The 16058-nt window shown below is 70.8% G+C and carries 20 protein-coding genes; 16 read left to right on the top strand and 4 right to left on the bottom strand.

Annotated features, from left to right (window positions below; translation table 11 throughout):
- The 4 genes from GGR64_RS03580 to GGR64_RS03595 are packed head-to-tail and all read left to right on the top strand — an operon-like array spanning position 1 to position 2534.
- On the top strand, positions 1-501 hold the full coding sequence (locus GGR64_RS03580) for a PAS domain-containing protein (RefSeq protein WP_184643969.1): 501 nt from the start codon (positions 1-3) through the stop codon (positions 499-501).
- Positions 498-1253, top strand: coding sequence for a PhnD/SsuA/transferrin family substrate-binding protein (locus tag GGR64_RS03585; RefSeq protein ID WP_184643971.1), 756 nt, complete (start codon positions 498-500; stop codon positions 1251-1253). The genes GGR64_RS03580 and GGR64_RS03585 overlap by 4 nt, the downstream gene beginning before the upstream one ends.
- Before the next feature lie 7 nt (positions 1254-1260).
- Positions 1261-1902: a hypothetical protein gene (locus tag GGR64_RS03590; RefSeq protein WP_255421655.1), complete on the top strand. Its 642-nt coding sequence runs from the start codon at positions 1261-1263 to the stop codon at positions 1900-1902.
- The gene (locus tag GGR64_RS03595; RefSeq protein ID WP_184643973.1) at positions 1899-2534 is read left to right on the top strand and encodes a hypothetical protein; all 636 of its coding nucleotides are present in this window, start codon (positions 1899-1901) and stop codon (positions 2532-2534) included. The genes GGR64_RS03590 and GGR64_RS03595 overlap by 4 nt, the downstream gene beginning before the upstream one ends.
- Before the next feature lie 76 nt (positions 2535-2610).
- Here the strand turns inward: GGR64_RS03595 and purT are convergent, their stop codons facing one another.
- Both purT and GGR64_RS03605 read right to left on the bottom strand, forming a co-directional pair.
- Complete coding sequence (gene purT / locus GGR64_RS03600; protein ID WP_184643975.1) at positions 2611-3798, bottom strand: formate-dependent phosphoribosylglycinamide formyltransferase; 1188 nt, start codon at positions 3796-3798, stop codon at positions 2611-2613.
- Positions 3799-3833: 35 nt separating this feature from the next.
- Complete coding sequence (locus GGR64_RS03605) at positions 3834-4706, bottom strand: LysR family transcriptional regulator (RefSeq protein WP_160964376.1); 873 nt, start codon at positions 4704-4706, stop codon at positions 3834-3836.
- A gap of 131 nt (positions 4707-4837) precedes the next feature.
- On the opposite strand from GGR64_RS03605, the gene GGR64_RS03610 reads away from it, so the two are divergent.
- The 12 genes from GGR64_RS03610 (at position 4838) to GGR64_RS03665 (ending at position 14138) form a co-directional block, all read left to right on the top strand.
- Entirely contained in the window at positions 4838-5836 is a 999-nt protein-coding gene (locus GGR64_RS03610) for a quinone oxidoreductase (RefSeq protein WP_184643977.1), read from the top strand.
- 163 nt (positions 5837-5999) lie between these two features.
- Entirely contained in the window at positions 6000-7151 is a 1152-nt protein-coding gene (locus GGR64_RS03615) for a Rieske 2Fe-2S domain-containing protein (protein ID WP_184643979.1), read from the top strand.
- Positions 7141-7767, top strand: a complete 627-nt coding sequence (locus tag GGR64_RS03620; protein ID WP_184643981.1) for a DapH/DapD/GlmU-related protein — start codon at positions 7141-7143, stop codon at positions 7765-7767. The genes GGR64_RS03615 and GGR64_RS03620 overlap by 11 nt, the downstream gene beginning before the upstream one ends.
- A gap of 365 nt (positions 7768-8132) precedes the next feature.
- The gene (locus GGR64_RS03625; RefSeq protein ID WP_160964372.1) at positions 8133-9005 is read left to right on the top strand and encodes an SPFH domain-containing protein; all 873 of its coding nucleotides are present in this window, start codon (positions 8133-8135) and stop codon (positions 9003-9005) included.
- 13 nt (positions 9006-9018) lie between these two features.
- On the top strand, positions 9019-9309 hold the full coding sequence (locus tag GGR64_RS03630) for a hypothetical protein (protein WP_184644301.1): 291 nt from the start codon (positions 9019-9021) through the stop codon (positions 9307-9309).
- Entirely contained in the window at positions 9306-9485 is a 180-nt protein-coding gene (locus GGR64_RS03635; RefSeq protein WP_160964371.1) for an Arc family DNA binding domain-containing protein, read from the top strand. The genes GGR64_RS03630 and GGR64_RS03635 overlap by 4 nt, the downstream gene beginning before the upstream one ends.
- Entirely contained in the window at positions 9482-9658 is a 177-nt protein-coding gene (locus GGR64_RS03640) for a DUF4177 domain-containing protein (protein ID WP_184643983.1), read from the top strand. The genes GGR64_RS03635 and GGR64_RS03640 overlap by 4 nt, the downstream gene beginning before the upstream one ends.
- Before the next feature lies 1 nt (position 9659).
- The gene (locus GGR64_RS03645) at positions 9660-10982 is read left to right on the top strand and encodes an alpha/beta fold hydrolase (RefSeq protein WP_184643985.1); all 1323 of its coding nucleotides are present in this window, start codon (positions 9660-9662) and stop codon (positions 10980-10982) included.
- Positions 10979-11572, top strand: coding sequence for a PH domain-containing protein (locus tag GGR64_RS03650; protein ID WP_260302721.1), 594 nt, complete (start codon positions 10979-10981; stop codon positions 11570-11572). The genes GGR64_RS03645 and GGR64_RS03650 overlap by 4 nt, the downstream gene beginning before the upstream one ends.
- Before the next feature lie 247 nt (positions 11573-11819).
- Entirely contained in the window at positions 11820-12638 is an 819-nt protein-coding gene (locus tag GGR64_RS03655; protein WP_184643987.1) for an APH(3') family aminoglycoside O-phosphotransferase, read from the top strand.
- A gap of 97 nt (positions 12639-12735) precedes the next feature.
- Positions 12736-13545, top strand: a complete 810-nt coding sequence (locus GGR64_RS03660; RefSeq protein ID WP_184643989.1) for a M15 family metallopeptidase — start codon at positions 12736-12738, stop codon at positions 13543-13545.
- Positions 13542-14138 (top strand): hypothetical protein, encoded by a 597-nt coding sequence (locus tag GGR64_RS03665; RefSeq protein ID WP_184643991.1) that lies wholly within the window; start codon positions 13542-13544, stop codon positions 14136-14138. The genes GGR64_RS03660 and GGR64_RS03665 overlap by 4 nt, the downstream gene beginning before the upstream one ends.
- Before the next feature lie 205 nt (positions 14139-14343).
- Here GGR64_RS03665 and GGR64_RS03670 read toward each other — a convergent pair whose 3' ends face one another.
- The gene (locus tag GGR64_RS03670) at positions 14344-14715 is read right to left on the bottom strand and encodes a DUF423 domain-containing protein (RefSeq protein ID WP_160964365.1); all 372 of its coding nucleotides are present in this window, start codon (positions 14713-14715) and stop codon (positions 14344-14346) included.
- Between the two features lie 102 nt (positions 14716-14817).
- Positions 14818-15984: a polyketide cyclase gene (locus tag GGR64_RS03675; RefSeq protein WP_160964364.1), complete on the bottom strand. Its 1167-nt coding sequence runs from the start codon at positions 15982-15984 to the stop codon at positions 14818-14820.
- Positions 15985-16058: the final 74 nt, after the last annotated feature.

Here is a 16058-nt window from a genome sequence, read left to right on the forward strand (position 1 = left end):
ATGCCGCTGCCGCCGATGCAAGCGCCGCACGAACCGCACCGCAGCGCCGAGCTGCGCTACCACGACGGCAGCCGCCGCACGGTGTACTGGAGCGAACGCGAGGTGGCCTATCCGGACGGGCGCCTGATCGTCTCGCGCACCGACCTGGACGGCGTCATCACTCACGCCAACGATGCCTTCGTCGAACTCAGCGGCTGGCCGCGCGAGGTGCTGATCGGTGCGCCGCACTGCATCCTGCGCCACCCGGAGATGCCGCGGCGCGCGTTCCGCGAACTGTGGGACACCGTGCTGGCCGGCGAGAAGTGGCACGGCTACGTCAAGAACCTGCGCCGCGACGGCGCCTGCTACTGGGTCTACGCCACCACGCTGCCGAACGTGCGCGACGGCCGCGTGGTCGGCTTCACCTCGGTGCGGCGCAAGCCTTCGCGGCGGCGCATCGACGCGCTGCAGCCGCTGTACACGCAATGGCTGCAGGACGAACGCGCGCAGGCCCCGGCATGAGCTGCACGTTCCTGGTCGCGCCGGACTTCGCGCCCGAATACTTCGGCGGCTGGTACCTGCTCAGCACCGTACTGCAACGCCGTGCCGGCATCGGCCTGCGCTTGCTGATGCCGGCCGACGCCGCCGAACAGCGGCAGTTGCTGGACGACAGCGTCGTCGACCTGGTGTACGCCAGCCCCTTCGACGCCAGCGCCTTGATCCGCGAACGCGGCTACCTGCCGCTGGCGCGGCCGCGCGGCCACGCCGACGAGGTGGTGATCGCGACCGCGGCCGAAGCGCCCGCGCGGTGCGTGGAAGACCTGCCCTACGGCTGCCGTATCGCGCTGACCGCCAACCAGGACGTGCGCCTGATCGGCCTGCGCCTGCTGGAACCGGCCGACCTGGAGCCGGAGCGCATCGCCTGGCGCCCGGCCAGCAGCTATGCCGCGGTGGCGCGACTGCTGCTGGAGGGCGAAGCCGATGCCGGCCTGTTCCTGGCCACCGCCTACCACGGCCTGTCGCGGCTGACCCGCGCACGGCTGCGTCCGCTGGTGGAAAGCGCGCTGTGCGACATCGGCCACGTGCTGCTGGCGCATCCGCGCCTGGGCCAGCAACTACCGGTGCTGCGCGACGCATTGCTCACGCTCGGGGATGCCGCGCACCGCGACGACCAGGCGGTGCTGGACGCGCTGGGCCTGGAGCGCGGCTTCGAGGCGATGGCTGCGGAGGACGCGGAATTCATGATCGACCTGATCGACACCTTGCTGGACTGATGCGGCCATGCCCACGCCTTCCGCCCGCGATCCCGCACGCCTGGTGATGCGCACCCACGCCCGCGCCCTGCTGCGCGACCCGCGCGATGCCGCCGCACACCTGGCGCGACTGCACGCCGCGCTGCAACTGCACGACAACGAACCGACCCAGGGCGTGCTCGCCGACCTGTTCGTCGCCCTGCCGCGGCACGACGTCGCCCTGCGCCAGCTGGCGCTGCAGATGGCCGCGGCGCATCTGGCGCCGCACGTGGCCGAGGCATTCCAGCGCCATAGCCAGGGCCACGCGCTGCTGCCGATCAATGCCCTGGCCACGCGCTGGAGCGTGCTGGCGCGGCCGTCCGCCGACGTGCCGGCGCGAGTGCGCCGGGCCAGCCCGGACCATTCGCGGCGAATGGTGCGCGAGGTGGTGGACGCGCTGTGCGATGGCGCACCGATCGCCGCGGCGCGCTGCGAACGCGAGTTCCTGGACTACTGCATCAGTTGCCAGGACAAGCTCGCCTTCATGCTCGCCACCCGCGAACTGCGCCGCCACGCGCTGGCCCTGGGCGACCGCTGGGACAGCACCGCGCGCTGGCTGCAGCAGCGCGAACCGCTGGGCGGCCGCAGCGTCGACGCCCTGTCCTTTTCCAGCGCGAGTGCGCCGCGATGACCACCCCCGAACCGACCAGCCTCGAACCGACCTGGCTGATGCCGACTCCGTACGGCGTGCTGCACGGCTTCGCCAGCGCCACGCCCGACCGCATGCAGCGCGCGCTGCAACTGCTGCTTGGCGCGCACGGCGCGCTGTCGCTGCAGGAATGGCGCCAGCGCGTGGGCGGCGACGCGCAGCGCCTGCTGCAGGACGCGCGCGAACAGCAGTGGGTGCAGTTGCTGCGACGCGCGGTGCCAGGCCCGGAAATCCGCCTGGACGATTTCGCCCAGCACGTGATCGCCCCGCTGTCGGCCGAACGCCGCGCGGTGCTGGCCTCCGACAGCGGCTTCTGCCTCGGCCATGCCGGCCTGGACCAGGAACAGGCCGAGACGCTGAGCGCGGCCGCGGCCGACTTCGCAAGCTTCGCCCAGCGCCAGCGCGCGCGCGGCTGGCACGGCGCGCACCGCTACGTGGCGTTCTACAGCGAGCAGCAGTTGTTGCTGCCGGATTGGTCGTTCGTCCCGTTCTGGGTCGACGGCGCCGGCTACTGGCTGGTGCTGGGCGGCGAGGCGCTGCTCAACAACCTGGCGATGGTGGAACTGGTCTGGAGCATCCGCCTGGCAGCGGCACGGTTCGCGCCGCCGGCTTGAGGGGCCGGGAGTGGGGATTCGGGAGTGGGGATGAAAGCGGGCTCGCCTTGCGGCCCGCTTTCCTGTGCCCGAATCTTCAGGCGTCGAGGTCGATGGTGAGGGCGGCGGCGGCGTCGCGGGCGGTCTGGCGCGCCTGCTCGATATCGGCGCCGCGGGCCAGGGTCACGCCGACGCGGCGGTGGCCGTGCACGCTGGGCTTGCCGAACAGGCGCAGGGCGGTGTCGGGCGCCTGCAGCGCGGCGCCGACGTTGCCGAAGCGCGGCACGCCCTCGCCGTGCGCCAGCAGCGCGCACGAGGCCGACGGGCCACTCTGGCGGATCGCCGGGATCGGCAGGCCGAGGATCGCGCGCGCATGCAGGGCGAACTCGCTCAGTTCCTGCGACACCAGGGTGACCAGGCCGGTGTCGTGCGGCCGCGGCGACACCTCGCTGAACCAGACCTCGTCGCCCTTGACGAACAGCTCCACGCCGAACAGGCCCCAGCCGCCGAGATCGTCGGTGACCGCGCGGGCGATGTCCTGCGCCCGCTGCAGCGCCAGCGCCGACATCGGCTGCGGCTGCCAGCTCTCGCGGTAGTCGCCGTCCTTCTGCCAGTGCCCGATCGGATCGCAGAACGCGGTGCCGCCGGCATGGCGCACGGTCAGCAGGGTGATCTCGTAGTCGAAGTCGATGAAGCCTTCGACGATGCAGCGGCCGGCGCCGGCGCGGCCGCCAGTCTGCGCGTATTCCCAGGCCGCATCGATGTCGGCGGCGCTGCGCAGCGTGCTCTGGCCCTTGCCCGAGGACGACATCACCGGCTTGACCACGCACGGCAGTCCGACCGCGGCGATCGCTTCGCGATATTGCTCGGGCGTGTCGACGAAACGGTACGGCGAGGTCGGCAGGCCCAGGGTCTCGGCGGCCAGGCGGCGGATGCCTTCGCGGTCCATGGTCAGCCGCGCCGCGCGCGCGGTCGGAATCACCCGCTGGCCGAGGTCGCGCTCCAGCGCCACCAGCGTCTCGGTGTGGATAGCCTCGATCTCCGGCACGATCAGGTGCGGCTGCTCGCGCGCGATCAACTCCCGCAGCGCCATCGCATCGAGCATGTCGACCACGTGGCTGCGGTGCGCGACCTGCATCGCCGGCGCGTCGGCATAGCGGTCCACCGCGATCACCTCCACGCCGAAGCGCTGCAGTTCGATCGCCACTTCCTTGCCCAGTTCGCCGGAGCCGAGCAGCAGCACACGGGTGGCGGAAGCGGACAGCGGGGTTCCCAGAGTGACCATGGCGGCGGCGCCTGCGCGAAGAGGGGGTGGCTATTCTAAAGCCGCCCGTCCGCCGCCTGCACCGCATCGGCGATGGCCTCGGCGACCCGCTGCACGCGCGGCGCGCGGCGCACGTCCGGATGCACGACCAGCCAGATCTCGCGCTCGACGTCGCAGCGTGGCGCCTCGGGCAGTTCGACCAGCGCCCCGCCGGCGCTCGCCGCGGTCGCCTCCAGCAGGAACCGCGGCAGCAGCGCCACGCCGGCCCCGGCCGCGCAGGCATGCAGTTGCGCGGCCAGATCGTTGGCGACGAAAGCGAACCGGCGCCCGCCCGCGAAGCGCTGCAGCCATTGCTGCTGCGGGGTATGCGCAAGCGCATCGTCATAGCCGACAAATGACCAACTGGCAGGCGCCGCGCGGGCCCACTCCGGGCTCGCGCACAACGCGAAGCGCATGCTGCCGATGCGCCGCGCCACCAGTCCCGGCGCCTGCGGCCGCGACAGCCGCACCGCCAGATCGGCATCGCGCGCGTACAGGTTGGCCGCCTGCGCCTCGCCCAGCAGATCGATGCGCAGCGCCGGCCAGGCACGCTGGGCGCGGGCCAGGCGCGGCGCCAGGAAGTGGCTGGCGAACACCGGCGAGGCCGAGACCCGCACGACGCCTTCCAACGTCGTGGCGCCCTGCGCGGCACGGCCGAAGGCATGCGCCTCCGCTTCCAGACGCCTGCCGTGCTCGGCCAACTGCAGCGCTTCGGCGGTCGGCAGCCAGCCGCGCGGCAGGCGGTCGAACAGGCGCAGGCCCAGTGTCGCCTCCAGCGCGTCGATGCGCCGCGCCACCGTCGAGTGCTGGACCCGCAAGGTCCGCGCCGCCGAGGACAGGCTGCCGTCGCGCAGGACGGCCAGGAAGTAGCGGACATCGTCCCAGCTCATCGCGGGAGATGCGGCCGGGAGCGGGCTGGTGTCGGTCGAATTTTGCACAGCGCCTGGGCGAAAGAAGGGAATTCCGCCGAATTATGCACAGCCGGATGATGGTGACCTCCTCCCCACCCCGAGAAACCGCCATGTCCCCTTCCCGTACTGCCCTGCGCATCGGCATCGACCGCTATGGCGATGCCGACGTGCTGCGCCGACTCGATGCGCCGGTCGCCGCGCCCGGCCCTGGCGAGGTCCGCGTCCGCCAGACCGCCATCGGCGTGAACTTCGTCGACATCTATTTCCGCAGCGGCGCGCATGCCTTGCCGCACCTGCCGGAGGCGCTCGGCATCGAGGCGGCCGGGGTGATCAACGCGGTGGGTCCCGACGTGCGCACGCTGACGCCCGGCCAACGGGTCGCCTATGCGGGCCTGCCCAATGGCAGCTACGCCAGCCTGCGCACGCTGCCGGCCGCGCGCGTGCTGCCCCTCCCCGACGCGCTGAGCGACGAGGTGGCCGCTGCCGGGCTATTGAAAGGCATCACCGTGCACATGCTGCTGCATCGCGTTCGCCAGGTCGCAGCCGGCGACACATTACTGGTGCACGCCGCGGCCGGCGGACTCGGCCTGCTGGCGACGCAGTGGGCGCGCGCACTCGGCGCACGCGTGATCGGCACGGTCGGCTCTGCCGCCAAGGCCGAGCTGGCCCGCCGCCATGGCGCCGAGGCGGTGGTGGAGTACCGGCAGGAGGATTTCGTCGCCGCCGCGCGCGCGTTCGGCGGTGGCGACGGCGTCGACTACGCCATCGACGGCATCGGCGGCGAGGTCCTGACCCGCACGCTCGGCGCCGTGCGCCCGTTCGGCCTGGTCGCGAGCATCGGCCAGGTCGCCGCGGTCGGCGCACGGCATTACGTGGACCTCGACGACCTCGGCCCGGCGCGCTCGATCGCGCTGGCGCGGCCGAGCGTGCTGGGCTTCATCGCCCGCGACCTGGACGGCTATCGCGCGGCGGCGCAGGCCACGCTGCAACGGCTGGCGGACGGGCTGCGGGTCGAGATCGGCGCGCGGCTGCCGCTGGAACGCGCGGCCGATGCGCACCGATTGCTGGAATCGCGCGCGAGCACGGGTGCCATCGTGTTGCTGCCGTAGCGGCGGCCGTACCGGCAATTCTGCAATGCCCATAGCAATGGCGCGGAGGCGCCTGCGCGTAGCGAGGTGCTATCTTCTGCAGCGTCACTGGGGATGTCGCCATGCACGCACGCAGCGCCGGAAACCGCCACGGCACGCCCTGCCGCACCGCCGGGGAGCGCCCATGCAGTCGCTGATGCCGGCCGAGGCCTACATCGACGAGGCCTGGTTCGCCCGCGAGCGCACGCAGCTGATGATGCCGCTGTGGCAGTTCGTGGCGCCGCGCATGCTGCTGGACAAGCCCAACGCCTTCGTGCGCCGCTCGATCTGCGGCGTGGACGTGGTGGTGCAGAACATCGACGGCGAACTGCGTGCCTTCGACAACCTGTGCCTGCACCGGCAGAACCCGCTGCAGCAGCAACCGCAAGGCGTGCGCCCGCTGGTCTGCAGCTACCACGGCTGGCGCTACGGCGCCGACGGCGGCGTGGAGAACATTCCCTTCCAGGACGATGCCTACCGCCTGGCTCCGGAGGCACGCGCCTGCCTGCGGCTGCGCCGCTTCGCCGTGGCCTGCATCGGCAAGCTGGTGTTCGTGAACCTGTCGGCCGAGCCGATGCCGCTGGAGACGCAGTTCTCGCTGGAAGCGTTGGAGATGCTGCGCGCCGCCTCCGAGCAGTTCGACGACGAAGTGCTGGTGGCGACCTTCGAGGCCGACTTCAACTGGAAGCTGGCCTACGAGAACCTGCGCGATGCGCTGCACCCGCGTTTCGTGCATTCACGCACCCTGGCGCAACAGGTGAAGTTCCAGGTGCAGATGGACGACGCCGGCATTGCCGAGGCACGCCGCTACCACGCCGAGGGCAGCGCGTCGCGCGAGGCGCATCTGGCGCGGCTGCGCGCGTTCAGCAGCGGCGGCCTCAACGAGCCGTTGCTGGCGATGGCGCACTACCCCTGGCACGCCCACGTCGACCGCTTCGGCAACGACGACTGGTATCTGAACTGGCTGCTGTACCCGAACCTGCACATCGCCTCGGGCTCGGGCGGCTATTCCTTCATCATCGAGCACCACCAGCCGGTGTCGGCGCAGCGCACCGACCTGCTGGTCTACTACGTCACCGCGCGCAAGAAGCATCGCTATCCGGGTTCGGACGCGGTGCTGCTGGGGCACCTGCACGGCGCCGAGAAGGTGCTGCGCGAGGACATCGAGATCATGGAACAGGTGCAGTCGGGACTGCGCGCCGGCGCCCCGCGCGCGGTGCTGGGCGATTACGAGCACGCCAACATGCAGATCGAACGCTGGTACATGGACGTCATGGAGGGCCGCCATGTCCTCTGACAAGTACGTGATCGGCAGCGGTGCACGGCTGCGCTGGGCGCTCGCCGCCTGGGCCGAGACGGCGCCGGACTGCGTGCTGCACCCGGTGGACGTGGCGCAGGGCAAGGACTACCGCTTCGACCTGGATGCGCTGCAGGCGCTGGCCGACACCGGCGCCACTGCCTTCGTCGCCTGGGACGCGCAATTCCTCAACTTCCGTCGCCAGGAGCTGATGGGCGAACTCAAGGCGCGCGGCTTCAAGATGCCGCCGCTGCTCTGCCGCGGCGCGCAGGTCGCCGCCAGCGCGCGCGTCGGCGAGAACTGCGCGATCGGCGTCGGCGCCATCGTCGATGCGCACTGCGACATCGGCTTCAACACCTGGATCGGCGCGGCGGCGGTGCTGGAATCGGCGGTCAAGGTCGGCGCCTCGGCGTGGATCGAGGCCGGCGTGACGATCGGCGCGGAAGCGCAGGTCGGCGCCCAGGCCACGCTCGGCCGGCAGGTGGACATCGGCCCGGGCGTGCGCATCGGCAAACGCTGCCAGGTCGAAGTCCCCGGCCGCTACCGCAGCGACATCGCCACCGGCACTCACCATCTCAGCGGGTTCCGCAGCCCGGTGCTGATTCTCGGCGGCTGAGTGGCCGCCTGCGGCGGCCGGGATTCGGGAGTCGGGAATCGGGATTGGCAAAAGCGCCGCATCGGCGCCGACGCGGTGGTGCGCGCGCCCCATGCATGTACATCGGCCTATGTCCGCCAAGCCGATATCCCGACCGTGGTCGCAGCCGCGTGCCTCTCCCTACCTCGCGACTTCGTCTCCCTTCTTCTCGGGTGCCGCGCGCAGCCACGGGAGTGGCGAGTGACGATTCACAAAACGTCTCTTGGATCCGCCCGCCCCATGGGCCCGCTTCCACGATTCCCCATTCCCGAATCCCCAATCCCGGCCCCTTGCAAAATGATATCAATTTGATATCGTTTCGCCCAACCACCCAAGGACGCGCCACCATGAAAGAGCAGCCCCGTTCCTCCCTGCCCGGCATTCCGATGATCGTGGGCCTGGTCCTGGTGTTCGTGGCGGGCGCCGGGGCGATCATCGCCACCGGCGCGCTGCAGCCGTCGTCGATGCCGTGGACCCTGCTGGTCGCGATCCCGGTGCTGGCCGTCGCGCTGTTCCTGGTGGTCGGCCTGTACTCGCTGGAACCCAACCAGGCCGCGGTCCTGAGCCTGTTCGGCCGCTACGTGGGCACGGTCAAGGACCCGGGCCTGCGCTGGAACAACCCTTTCTTCAGCAAGCGCAAGGTCAGCCAGCGCGTGCGCAACTTCGAGAGCGGCCGGCTCAAGGTCAACGAACTGGACGGCAGCCCGATCGAGATCGCCGCGGTGATCGTGTGGCAGGTGATGGATGCGTCCGAGGCGGTCTACAACGTCGACGACTACGAGAGCTTCGTGCACATCCAGTCCGAGGCGGCGCTGCGTGCGATGGCCACCAGCTATCCCTACGACCAGCACGAGGACGGGCAGATCTCGCTGCGCAGCCATCCCAACGAGATCAGCGAACAGCTCAAGCGCCACCTCGACGAACGCCTGACCCAGGCCGGCGTGGACGTGATCGAGGCGCGCATCAGCCACCTCGCCTACGCTCCGGAAATCGCCCAGGCGATGCTGCAGCGGCAGCAGGCCAACGCGGTGATCGCCGCGCGCACGCGCATCGTCGCCGGCGCGGTGGGCATGGTCGAGATGGCCCTGGCCGAACTGCAGAAGAACGGCGTGGTCGAGCTGGACGAAGAGCGCAAGGCGCACATGGTCAGCAACCTGCTGACCGTGCTGTGCTCGGACCGCGGCACCCAGCCGATCGTCAACGCCGGCTCGCTGTACTGAGGTGTCGATGTCCATGCACGCCGCCATCGCGCCGCTGGCGCTCGCCCTCTCCGGCCTGCCGGCCCTGGTCATCGCCGCCTGGGTCGGCGGCAAGGACGACGACCGCGCGCGCGGGCTGGGCCTGCGCTGGGCGCTGATCGGCCTGGCGATCCTGCTCGGCGCAGCGGCGCTGTACTGGACCGGCGGCCAGCGCACCGGCGTCTATGCGGTGGCGATCGTGCTGCTGCTGACAGTGAACGCGCTGATCGTGTCGATGCTGCTGCACCTGCGGCGCAGCGACGCCGCGCGGCGGGAGCGGTCATGAGCGAGAAGAAGGCCTATCCGCTGCGCATCAACGCCGACGTGCTGGCGGCGGCGCAGCGCTGGGCCGACGACGAGCTGCGCAGTCTCAACGCGCAGATCGAATACGTGTTGCGCGACGCGCTGCGCAAGGCGGGCCGGCTGCCCAAGCCCGGCGACGACAAGGAACGCGGATCATGAGCAAGCGCTGGGAATACCTCACCGTCGAGGCCAAGACCAACCTGATGCTGGGCCTGAAACTGGACGAGTTGCAGGCCGACCTGAACAAGCACGGCAAGCTCGACTGGGAACTGGTCAGCGTGCTCACGCTGCCAGGCACCAAGCCGCTGCTGATGTTCAAGCGGGAGGCCTGACATGCGCCGGCCTCGGCTCCTCGCGCCTGCACTGGCGGCGCTGCTGGTGCCGCTCACGGCGCTGGCGGCGCCGCCGCAACAGACCGCCAGCGCCTTGCTGGATCGCCTGCAGGCCGGCGACCTGGCCGCGGTCGAAGCCGAGTTCACCCCGGCGATGGCCAAGGCGGTGCCACCCGACAAGCTGGCCCAGGCCTGGCGCACGCTGTCCACACAACTGGGCGCGCTGCAGCAGCGCGGCCCGGCCAGCGAACGCGAGCAGCACGGGCTGCGCGTGATCGAACAGCGCCTGCAGTTCGAGCGCGGCGCACTGCTGGCGCATGTGTCGATCGACGCGGACGGCAAGGTCGCCGGCCTGCTGTTCACCCCCGCACCGCCGCCGGCGCCTCCGCCGCCCGCAGCCGACGCCGGCTTCAGCGAACAGGCGTTTGCGGTCGGTCCACTGCCGGGCACGCTTGCCCTGCCGGCGGGCAAGGGTCCGTTCCCGGCAGTGGTACTGGTGCACGGCTCGGGCCCGCAGGACCGCGACGAGACCATCGGCCCGAACCGTCCGTTCCTCGACGTCGCCCGCGGGCTCGCCGCGCAGGGCATCGCGGTGTTGCGCTACGACAAGCGGACCTTCGCCTTGCCGGAGAGCTTTGCCGGGCGCATCAACGCGGGGTTCACCATGGACGACGAGACCACCGACGACGCCGTCGCCGCGGTGGCGGCGCTGGCGCGCACGCCCGGCATCGACCCTGCGCGGATCGTGGTGATGGGCCACAGCCAGGGCGGCATGCTCGCCGCCCGCATCGCACACCGCTCCGGCAAGACCGCCGGCATCGTGCTGTGGGCGGCGCCGGCGCGGCCGTTGCTGGACCTGCTGATCGAGCAGAACCGCTACCTGTTGAGCCAGGAACATCCGCCGTCGCCGCAGCGGCAGGCGGCGCTGGCCGAGATCGAGCGCCGCGTGGCCAAGGTCCGCGGCAGTGGCGAGGTCGCGCGCAGCGATTCGCCGTTGGACGTACCCGCCACCTACTGGCGTGCGTTCGACCAGGTCGACCCGGTCGCCGACGTCCGCGCGCTCGGGCAGCCGGTGCTGTGGCTGCAGGGCGAGCGCGATTTCCAGGTCACCGCGCCGGACTGGCAGCGGTGGCAACAGGCGCTGGCCGACGACCTGCGCGCGACCATGCACCGCTACGCGCAACTCAATCACCTGGGCATCGCCGGCACCGGCGCGCCCGGGCCGGGCGAGTACGCGACGCCCGGCCACGTCGACCCGACCTTGATCGCCGATGTCGCCGCCTGGGTGCGCGCCCTGCCCGCCAGCCACGGCGCCGCGCCATGAGCCGACTGCGATCCACCTCGCCCTCGCCGGCACGGCAGTATCCGGTGGCGCCGGCGCATCGGCTGGGTCTGGCGTTGTGGCTGTGGTTGCCGTTGCTGCTGGTGGCCGCGGTGATCGGCGGCTTCGCGCTGCACGCGGCGCAGCCCGGCGCGCTTTGGTGGCATTTCGGGCTGCTGGCGCTGATCGGCGTGGCCGGCACCGCCACCTTCGCGCGACAGCGTGTGCTGCTGCACGACGGTCTGGTGGAAATACGCGCGACCTTCCTGACCAAGCGCGTGCCGCTGGCCGCGCTGCGCCTGCAGGCCGCGCGCGTGGTCGCGCTGTCCGAGCACACCGGTTTCAAGCCGGCATTGAAGCTGTTCGGTTTCGGCTACCCCGGTTTCCACGCCGGCCACTTCCGGACCCGCGACGGGCACAAGGCGTTCTGCCTGATCACCAGCGACCGCGTGCTGGCCGTTCCCCTGCACGATGGCGGCTGGCTGCTGCTCAGCGTCGAACACCCCAGGAAGGTGCTGCAGGAGTGGCAGACGCTCGCGACGCAGGCACCCGGCGGCGGCAACACACGTGGCAAGGCACACCGCCTGGCGTGAGGAGGACGCGCGCCACCGCGTCGGTCACCGTTGCGAGCAGCCATCGCACTGGGCACGACACGCGGCGCGCGGTGCGGTAAGTTTCCCGGTTCGCGTGCGTCCACTCTCCCGAGGCCGCCGCCGAGCGTTCTGGCGGATCCGAGGCGATACGCTGGAATAGCAAGCTCGCCTTCGTCGCCAGCCGAATGCACAGCGACGACGGCAACAACCTCGTCTCAGCTATCGCGAAACCTCTAGGATCGGCCCGATGGACGACGCAGCGCCACACGAGATTCCCGCCACCGCACCGGCGCTGCCGCCGACGCTGTCCGCGCGGCTGCATGGCCTGCACTGGCACCGCAATCTGGTCGGCGAAGCCGGTGCCCAGGTCTATCGGCTCGCTGGCGTTGGCACGCCAGACCTTTACCTCAAGCGCGGCACTGGCGAGGCGCACGACGAGGTGGTGGACGAGTTCGCCCGCCTGCACTGGCTGCGCGCAACGGGCTGCGTGCCGCGCGTGCTGCATTTCGAGGCCGACGCCGCCGGCGCCTGGCTGCTGAGCGAAGCCCTGCCGGGCAAGACCGCCTACCAGTGGCTGCTGGAAGCACCCGCACAGGCCGAGCGTATCGTGCAGGCGCTGGCCGAGTTCCTGCGCGGCTTTCACGCCACGCCGATCGCCAGTTGCCCGTTCGATGCCAGCCACCCGCTGCGCTTGGCCATCGCGCAGCGCCGGCTGCAGGCGGGCCTGGTCGACACCGAAGACTTCGACGAGGCGCGTACCGGCTGGTCGGCGGACGCGGTGTGGCAGGCGATGACCGCGCTGCTGCCGCTGGCCAGCGAACGCGTGCTGTGCCACGGCGACTATTCGCTGGACAACATCCTGCTCGACGCGCCGGACCACGTCGTCGGCGTGATCGATCTCGGCCGCGCCGGGGTCGCCGATCCGTACCAGGATTTGGCGATCATGGCCAACCGCCTGGACGAATTCGGCCCGGAGCTCGCCGGCCGCTTCTTCGCCGCGTACGGCATCGCCACGCCGGACCTCACGCGGCTGCAGTTCCACCAGTTGCTCGACGAGTTCTTCTGATCATCCTTGCTGCGTCGCGTGCGGCGCGGCCACACGGGCGCGGCTGGATCTCCCCCGGCGACTGGCCGCCCGCGGTGCTTGGCTCTACCCTGTGCCGATGCGCACCGTTCCCAGCCTGCTGCTCAACACCGAGACCATCGAACTGCTGCCGGCCGCGCGACTGCGCGCGCGCAGCAACGCCGACGCGCGGCAGCTCGCGCAGGCGACCTGGCTGCTGCGGCGCAAGCACGACGGGCGCTACCTGGCGACCGCGAACGCACACGGGCTGCACGCGCTGGTGCCGCGGCTGATGCACGAATCCGGCATCGAGGCGGCACTGGATCGGCTCGACGCGCTGCCCGCACGCGGCGCGATAACCGCGGACGAGGCCTGGTTGCCGCTGCACGCGCTGCAGGAGCGACTGGATCAGTTGGGCCTGGCCGCCGACGCCTACGCGCAGCGCACCGGCCTGCCGCTGCAGCCGGAACCGGCCACACTGCACGCGGCCGGCGACGACCGCTACCGACGCCCGTTGTGGCTGAGCGCAGGTGCCGCACGCGCCTGGCACGCGCTGCGCCATGCCGCTGCACGCGATGGCGTGGTACTGGAGGCGATCTCCGGCTATCGCAGCCACGCCTATCAACTGGGCATCTTCGCGCGCAAGTTCGCCCGCGGGCAGACCCTGGAGCAGATCCTCGCGGTCAACGCCGCGCCGGGCTTCAGCGAGCACCACAGCGGGCACGCGCTGGACATCGGCACGCCCGACGAGCCGCCGGCCGAGGAAAGCTTCGAGCGCACGCCGGCCTTTGCCTGGCTGCGCGAACATGCCGGCGCCTTCGGCTACCGGATGAGCTATCCGCGGGACAACCCGCATGGCATCGTCTACGAACCCTGGCACTGGTGCTGGCAGGAGGCCGCTTGCGCATGACCCATTCCGACACACGCCGGCCGCGCGCCGGCACCGCCGCCTGGCGGGCATTGGCCCTCCTGGCCCTGGCGCTGCCCACCTGCGCCGCCGCGCAATGGCACGACCGGCAGGGCCAGGCCTTGCCCGACAGCGCCGAGCGCGGGCACGACAAGGCCTTCGCCGCCGCGCTGCAGATCGCCGACGACGCCGACTTCGCCGCGTTCGCACAGGAGTGGGGGCAGACCGACGCCGCGCACGCGCCGCAGTTGCGTACGATCGCGCGCGTGCAGCGCGGCCAGTTGCTGCGCGTGGCGCTGCTGTACTCCGGCTGCGCGCCCAGCCCCAACAACGACGGCGCCTGCGATGCGCAGATGAGCCTGCGCGTGCTCGGCCCCGACGGCAGCACGACCCTGCAGGATCCGATGCGGCCACTGGGCATGGGTGGCCCACCGGCCGCCGCCGGCCTGCTGGAACTGGCGCCGCTGTCGGTGCAACTGCGCTTCGAGGACAGCGACCCGCTCGGCACCTACACCGTGCAGGTCACGGTCAACGACCCCAGCCAGGACGCGTGGGTGCGGTTGAAGACGCAGGTGGAACTGGTCGGCGACCGCTGAGCGCGGCGCGCGGCCCAACCCACGAGCCGACCAGCACGGACAAGACGGCTAGCGCGCGTGTAGCGCCCACACCCTGAGTCGCCGCGGCGACGGCATCGCGCCGCACCGCTGCAGCTTCGCTCCTGCAAGGTGTTCAAGCACGCCTTTGCGCACTTACCGCTGCTGCGCTTGGCATGCTTCGCCCCTGTGCCGAAGTGACTCCGGCTCAGCGCCGCAGCGCATCCACCGCCCACAGCAGCCAACCCAGCATCAGCGTGGTGCCGCCGATCGGCGCCAGCCGGGTCGGCCACTGCGCCAGCGCGTTGCCGGCCAGGCTGCCGGAAAACAGCACGGTGCCGAGCAGCAGCAAGCACAGCGCACTGCGGGCGAGCAGGCGTTCGCTGCGGCGGCCCAGCGCCGCCAGCGCCACGCCGTGGCCGAAGGCATACAGCGCCGCGGTCTGCAGGTGCGATTGCGCCAGGGGCTCGGCAACGCCGTGCGAGGCATAGGCGGACAGGCCGATGGCCACGGCCGCAAGCAGCGCGCCGGCGCTGCACAGCCAGAACGGCCCGCGCGTACGGCGATCGAACGTCAGCATGTGCGTTCCCTCCGGGAGCGCGGCAGCGTTTGCCGCCCCCCATAAACAGAACGCGCCGCAAGATGCGGCGCGTTCCGGTTCACTCGTCCACCAGGGCAGGACTTACTTGATCGCCCAGTAGATGTCGTAGGTGCCTTCCGGCGTGAACGCCTTGTCCACGCCGCCCTTCCAGGCTTCGTACGGACGGTCGGTCACGTCGTAGCCGCTGGTCGCGGCCCAGGCACGCAGCGCATTGCGCGCCGCATCCAGGCCCGCCATGTGGCCGGTGTAGCTGGCAAAGGCGGAACGGTGCGCTTCGGTCCGCAGATAGGTCACCGGGGCACCCTGCGGGATGGTCACCTTCAGCGGCTCGCCAGAGGCGGCAACCGGGGTGGCATCGACCGGCGCGGCAGCCGCGTCGTCCTTCTTGTCGTCCTTCTTCTCATCCTTCTTGGCGTCGTCCTTCGGCGCGCCACCGGCACGCTTGCGCACCGGCTGGGCGACGTCGAACGCGTACTTGTCCGAACCGAAGTCGGTGGTGACGATGCGCACCGGACCGGCCGCTTCCAGGCCGTTGGCGTCCATCACCCGCTTGATCCACTCCTGGTTGTCCTTGATGGACTTCTTGATGGAGTCGTTGTCGCGGTCGATGTTGCCGGCGTTGACCACCAGCAGGTCCTCGGCCGGGACGTCGACGACCTTCAGGTCCTTCAACGGGGTGTCGTCGGAGCGGTAGTCCACGTTCGGCACGGTGGCCAGCACGTTGCTCAGGCGCGACAGACCCAGCTTGATGTCGTCGCCGACATGGCGGCTGACGTACAGGCCGGCGTAACGACCCAGCAGGTCCCAACCGTACTTGACGGTGTAGTCCTGGGTGATCTTCACGTTGCGGCCGTTCTTGCCGGTCGGCTCGAGCTTGAAGCTGGTGGTCTTGTCCTTGCCCTTGGTCTCGTCCTCGATGGCGATGACCACGTCCTTGTTCTTCTCGGTCGAGGTGATGGTCCAGCTACCCTTGCCGATGTAGCCCTCCTTGGAGCTGTAGTCCAGGCGCGCGCCGACGCCGGATTCCGGGCCGGAGAGCTTCAGCTCGATGCGCGGGTCGCGCAGCACCAGAGGATTCCAGTCCTTGAACCGACGCAGGCTGTTGACCGTGTCATAGACGATGGTCATGCGCCGATTGGTCTCGACGCTTTCGGACATGTGACGCTCCGAGGGCAGCACCACGCCGACAATGACGAACAGGCCAGCCACGATCCCCAGGGCGATCAGGAACTCGATAATACGGGTCATTCAGGAGGTCTCCGGGGCCGATCCCACGGCCGGGTTGATGAAGCGAAGCGCCCATCCTAGCAGGCTTCGCTGTC

Source organism: Xanthomonas sp. 3307 (assembly GCF_014199735.1).
Lineage (GTDB): Bacteria > Pseudomonadota > Gammaproteobacteria > Xanthomonadales > Xanthomonadaceae > Xanthomonas_A > Xanthomonas_A rydalmerensis.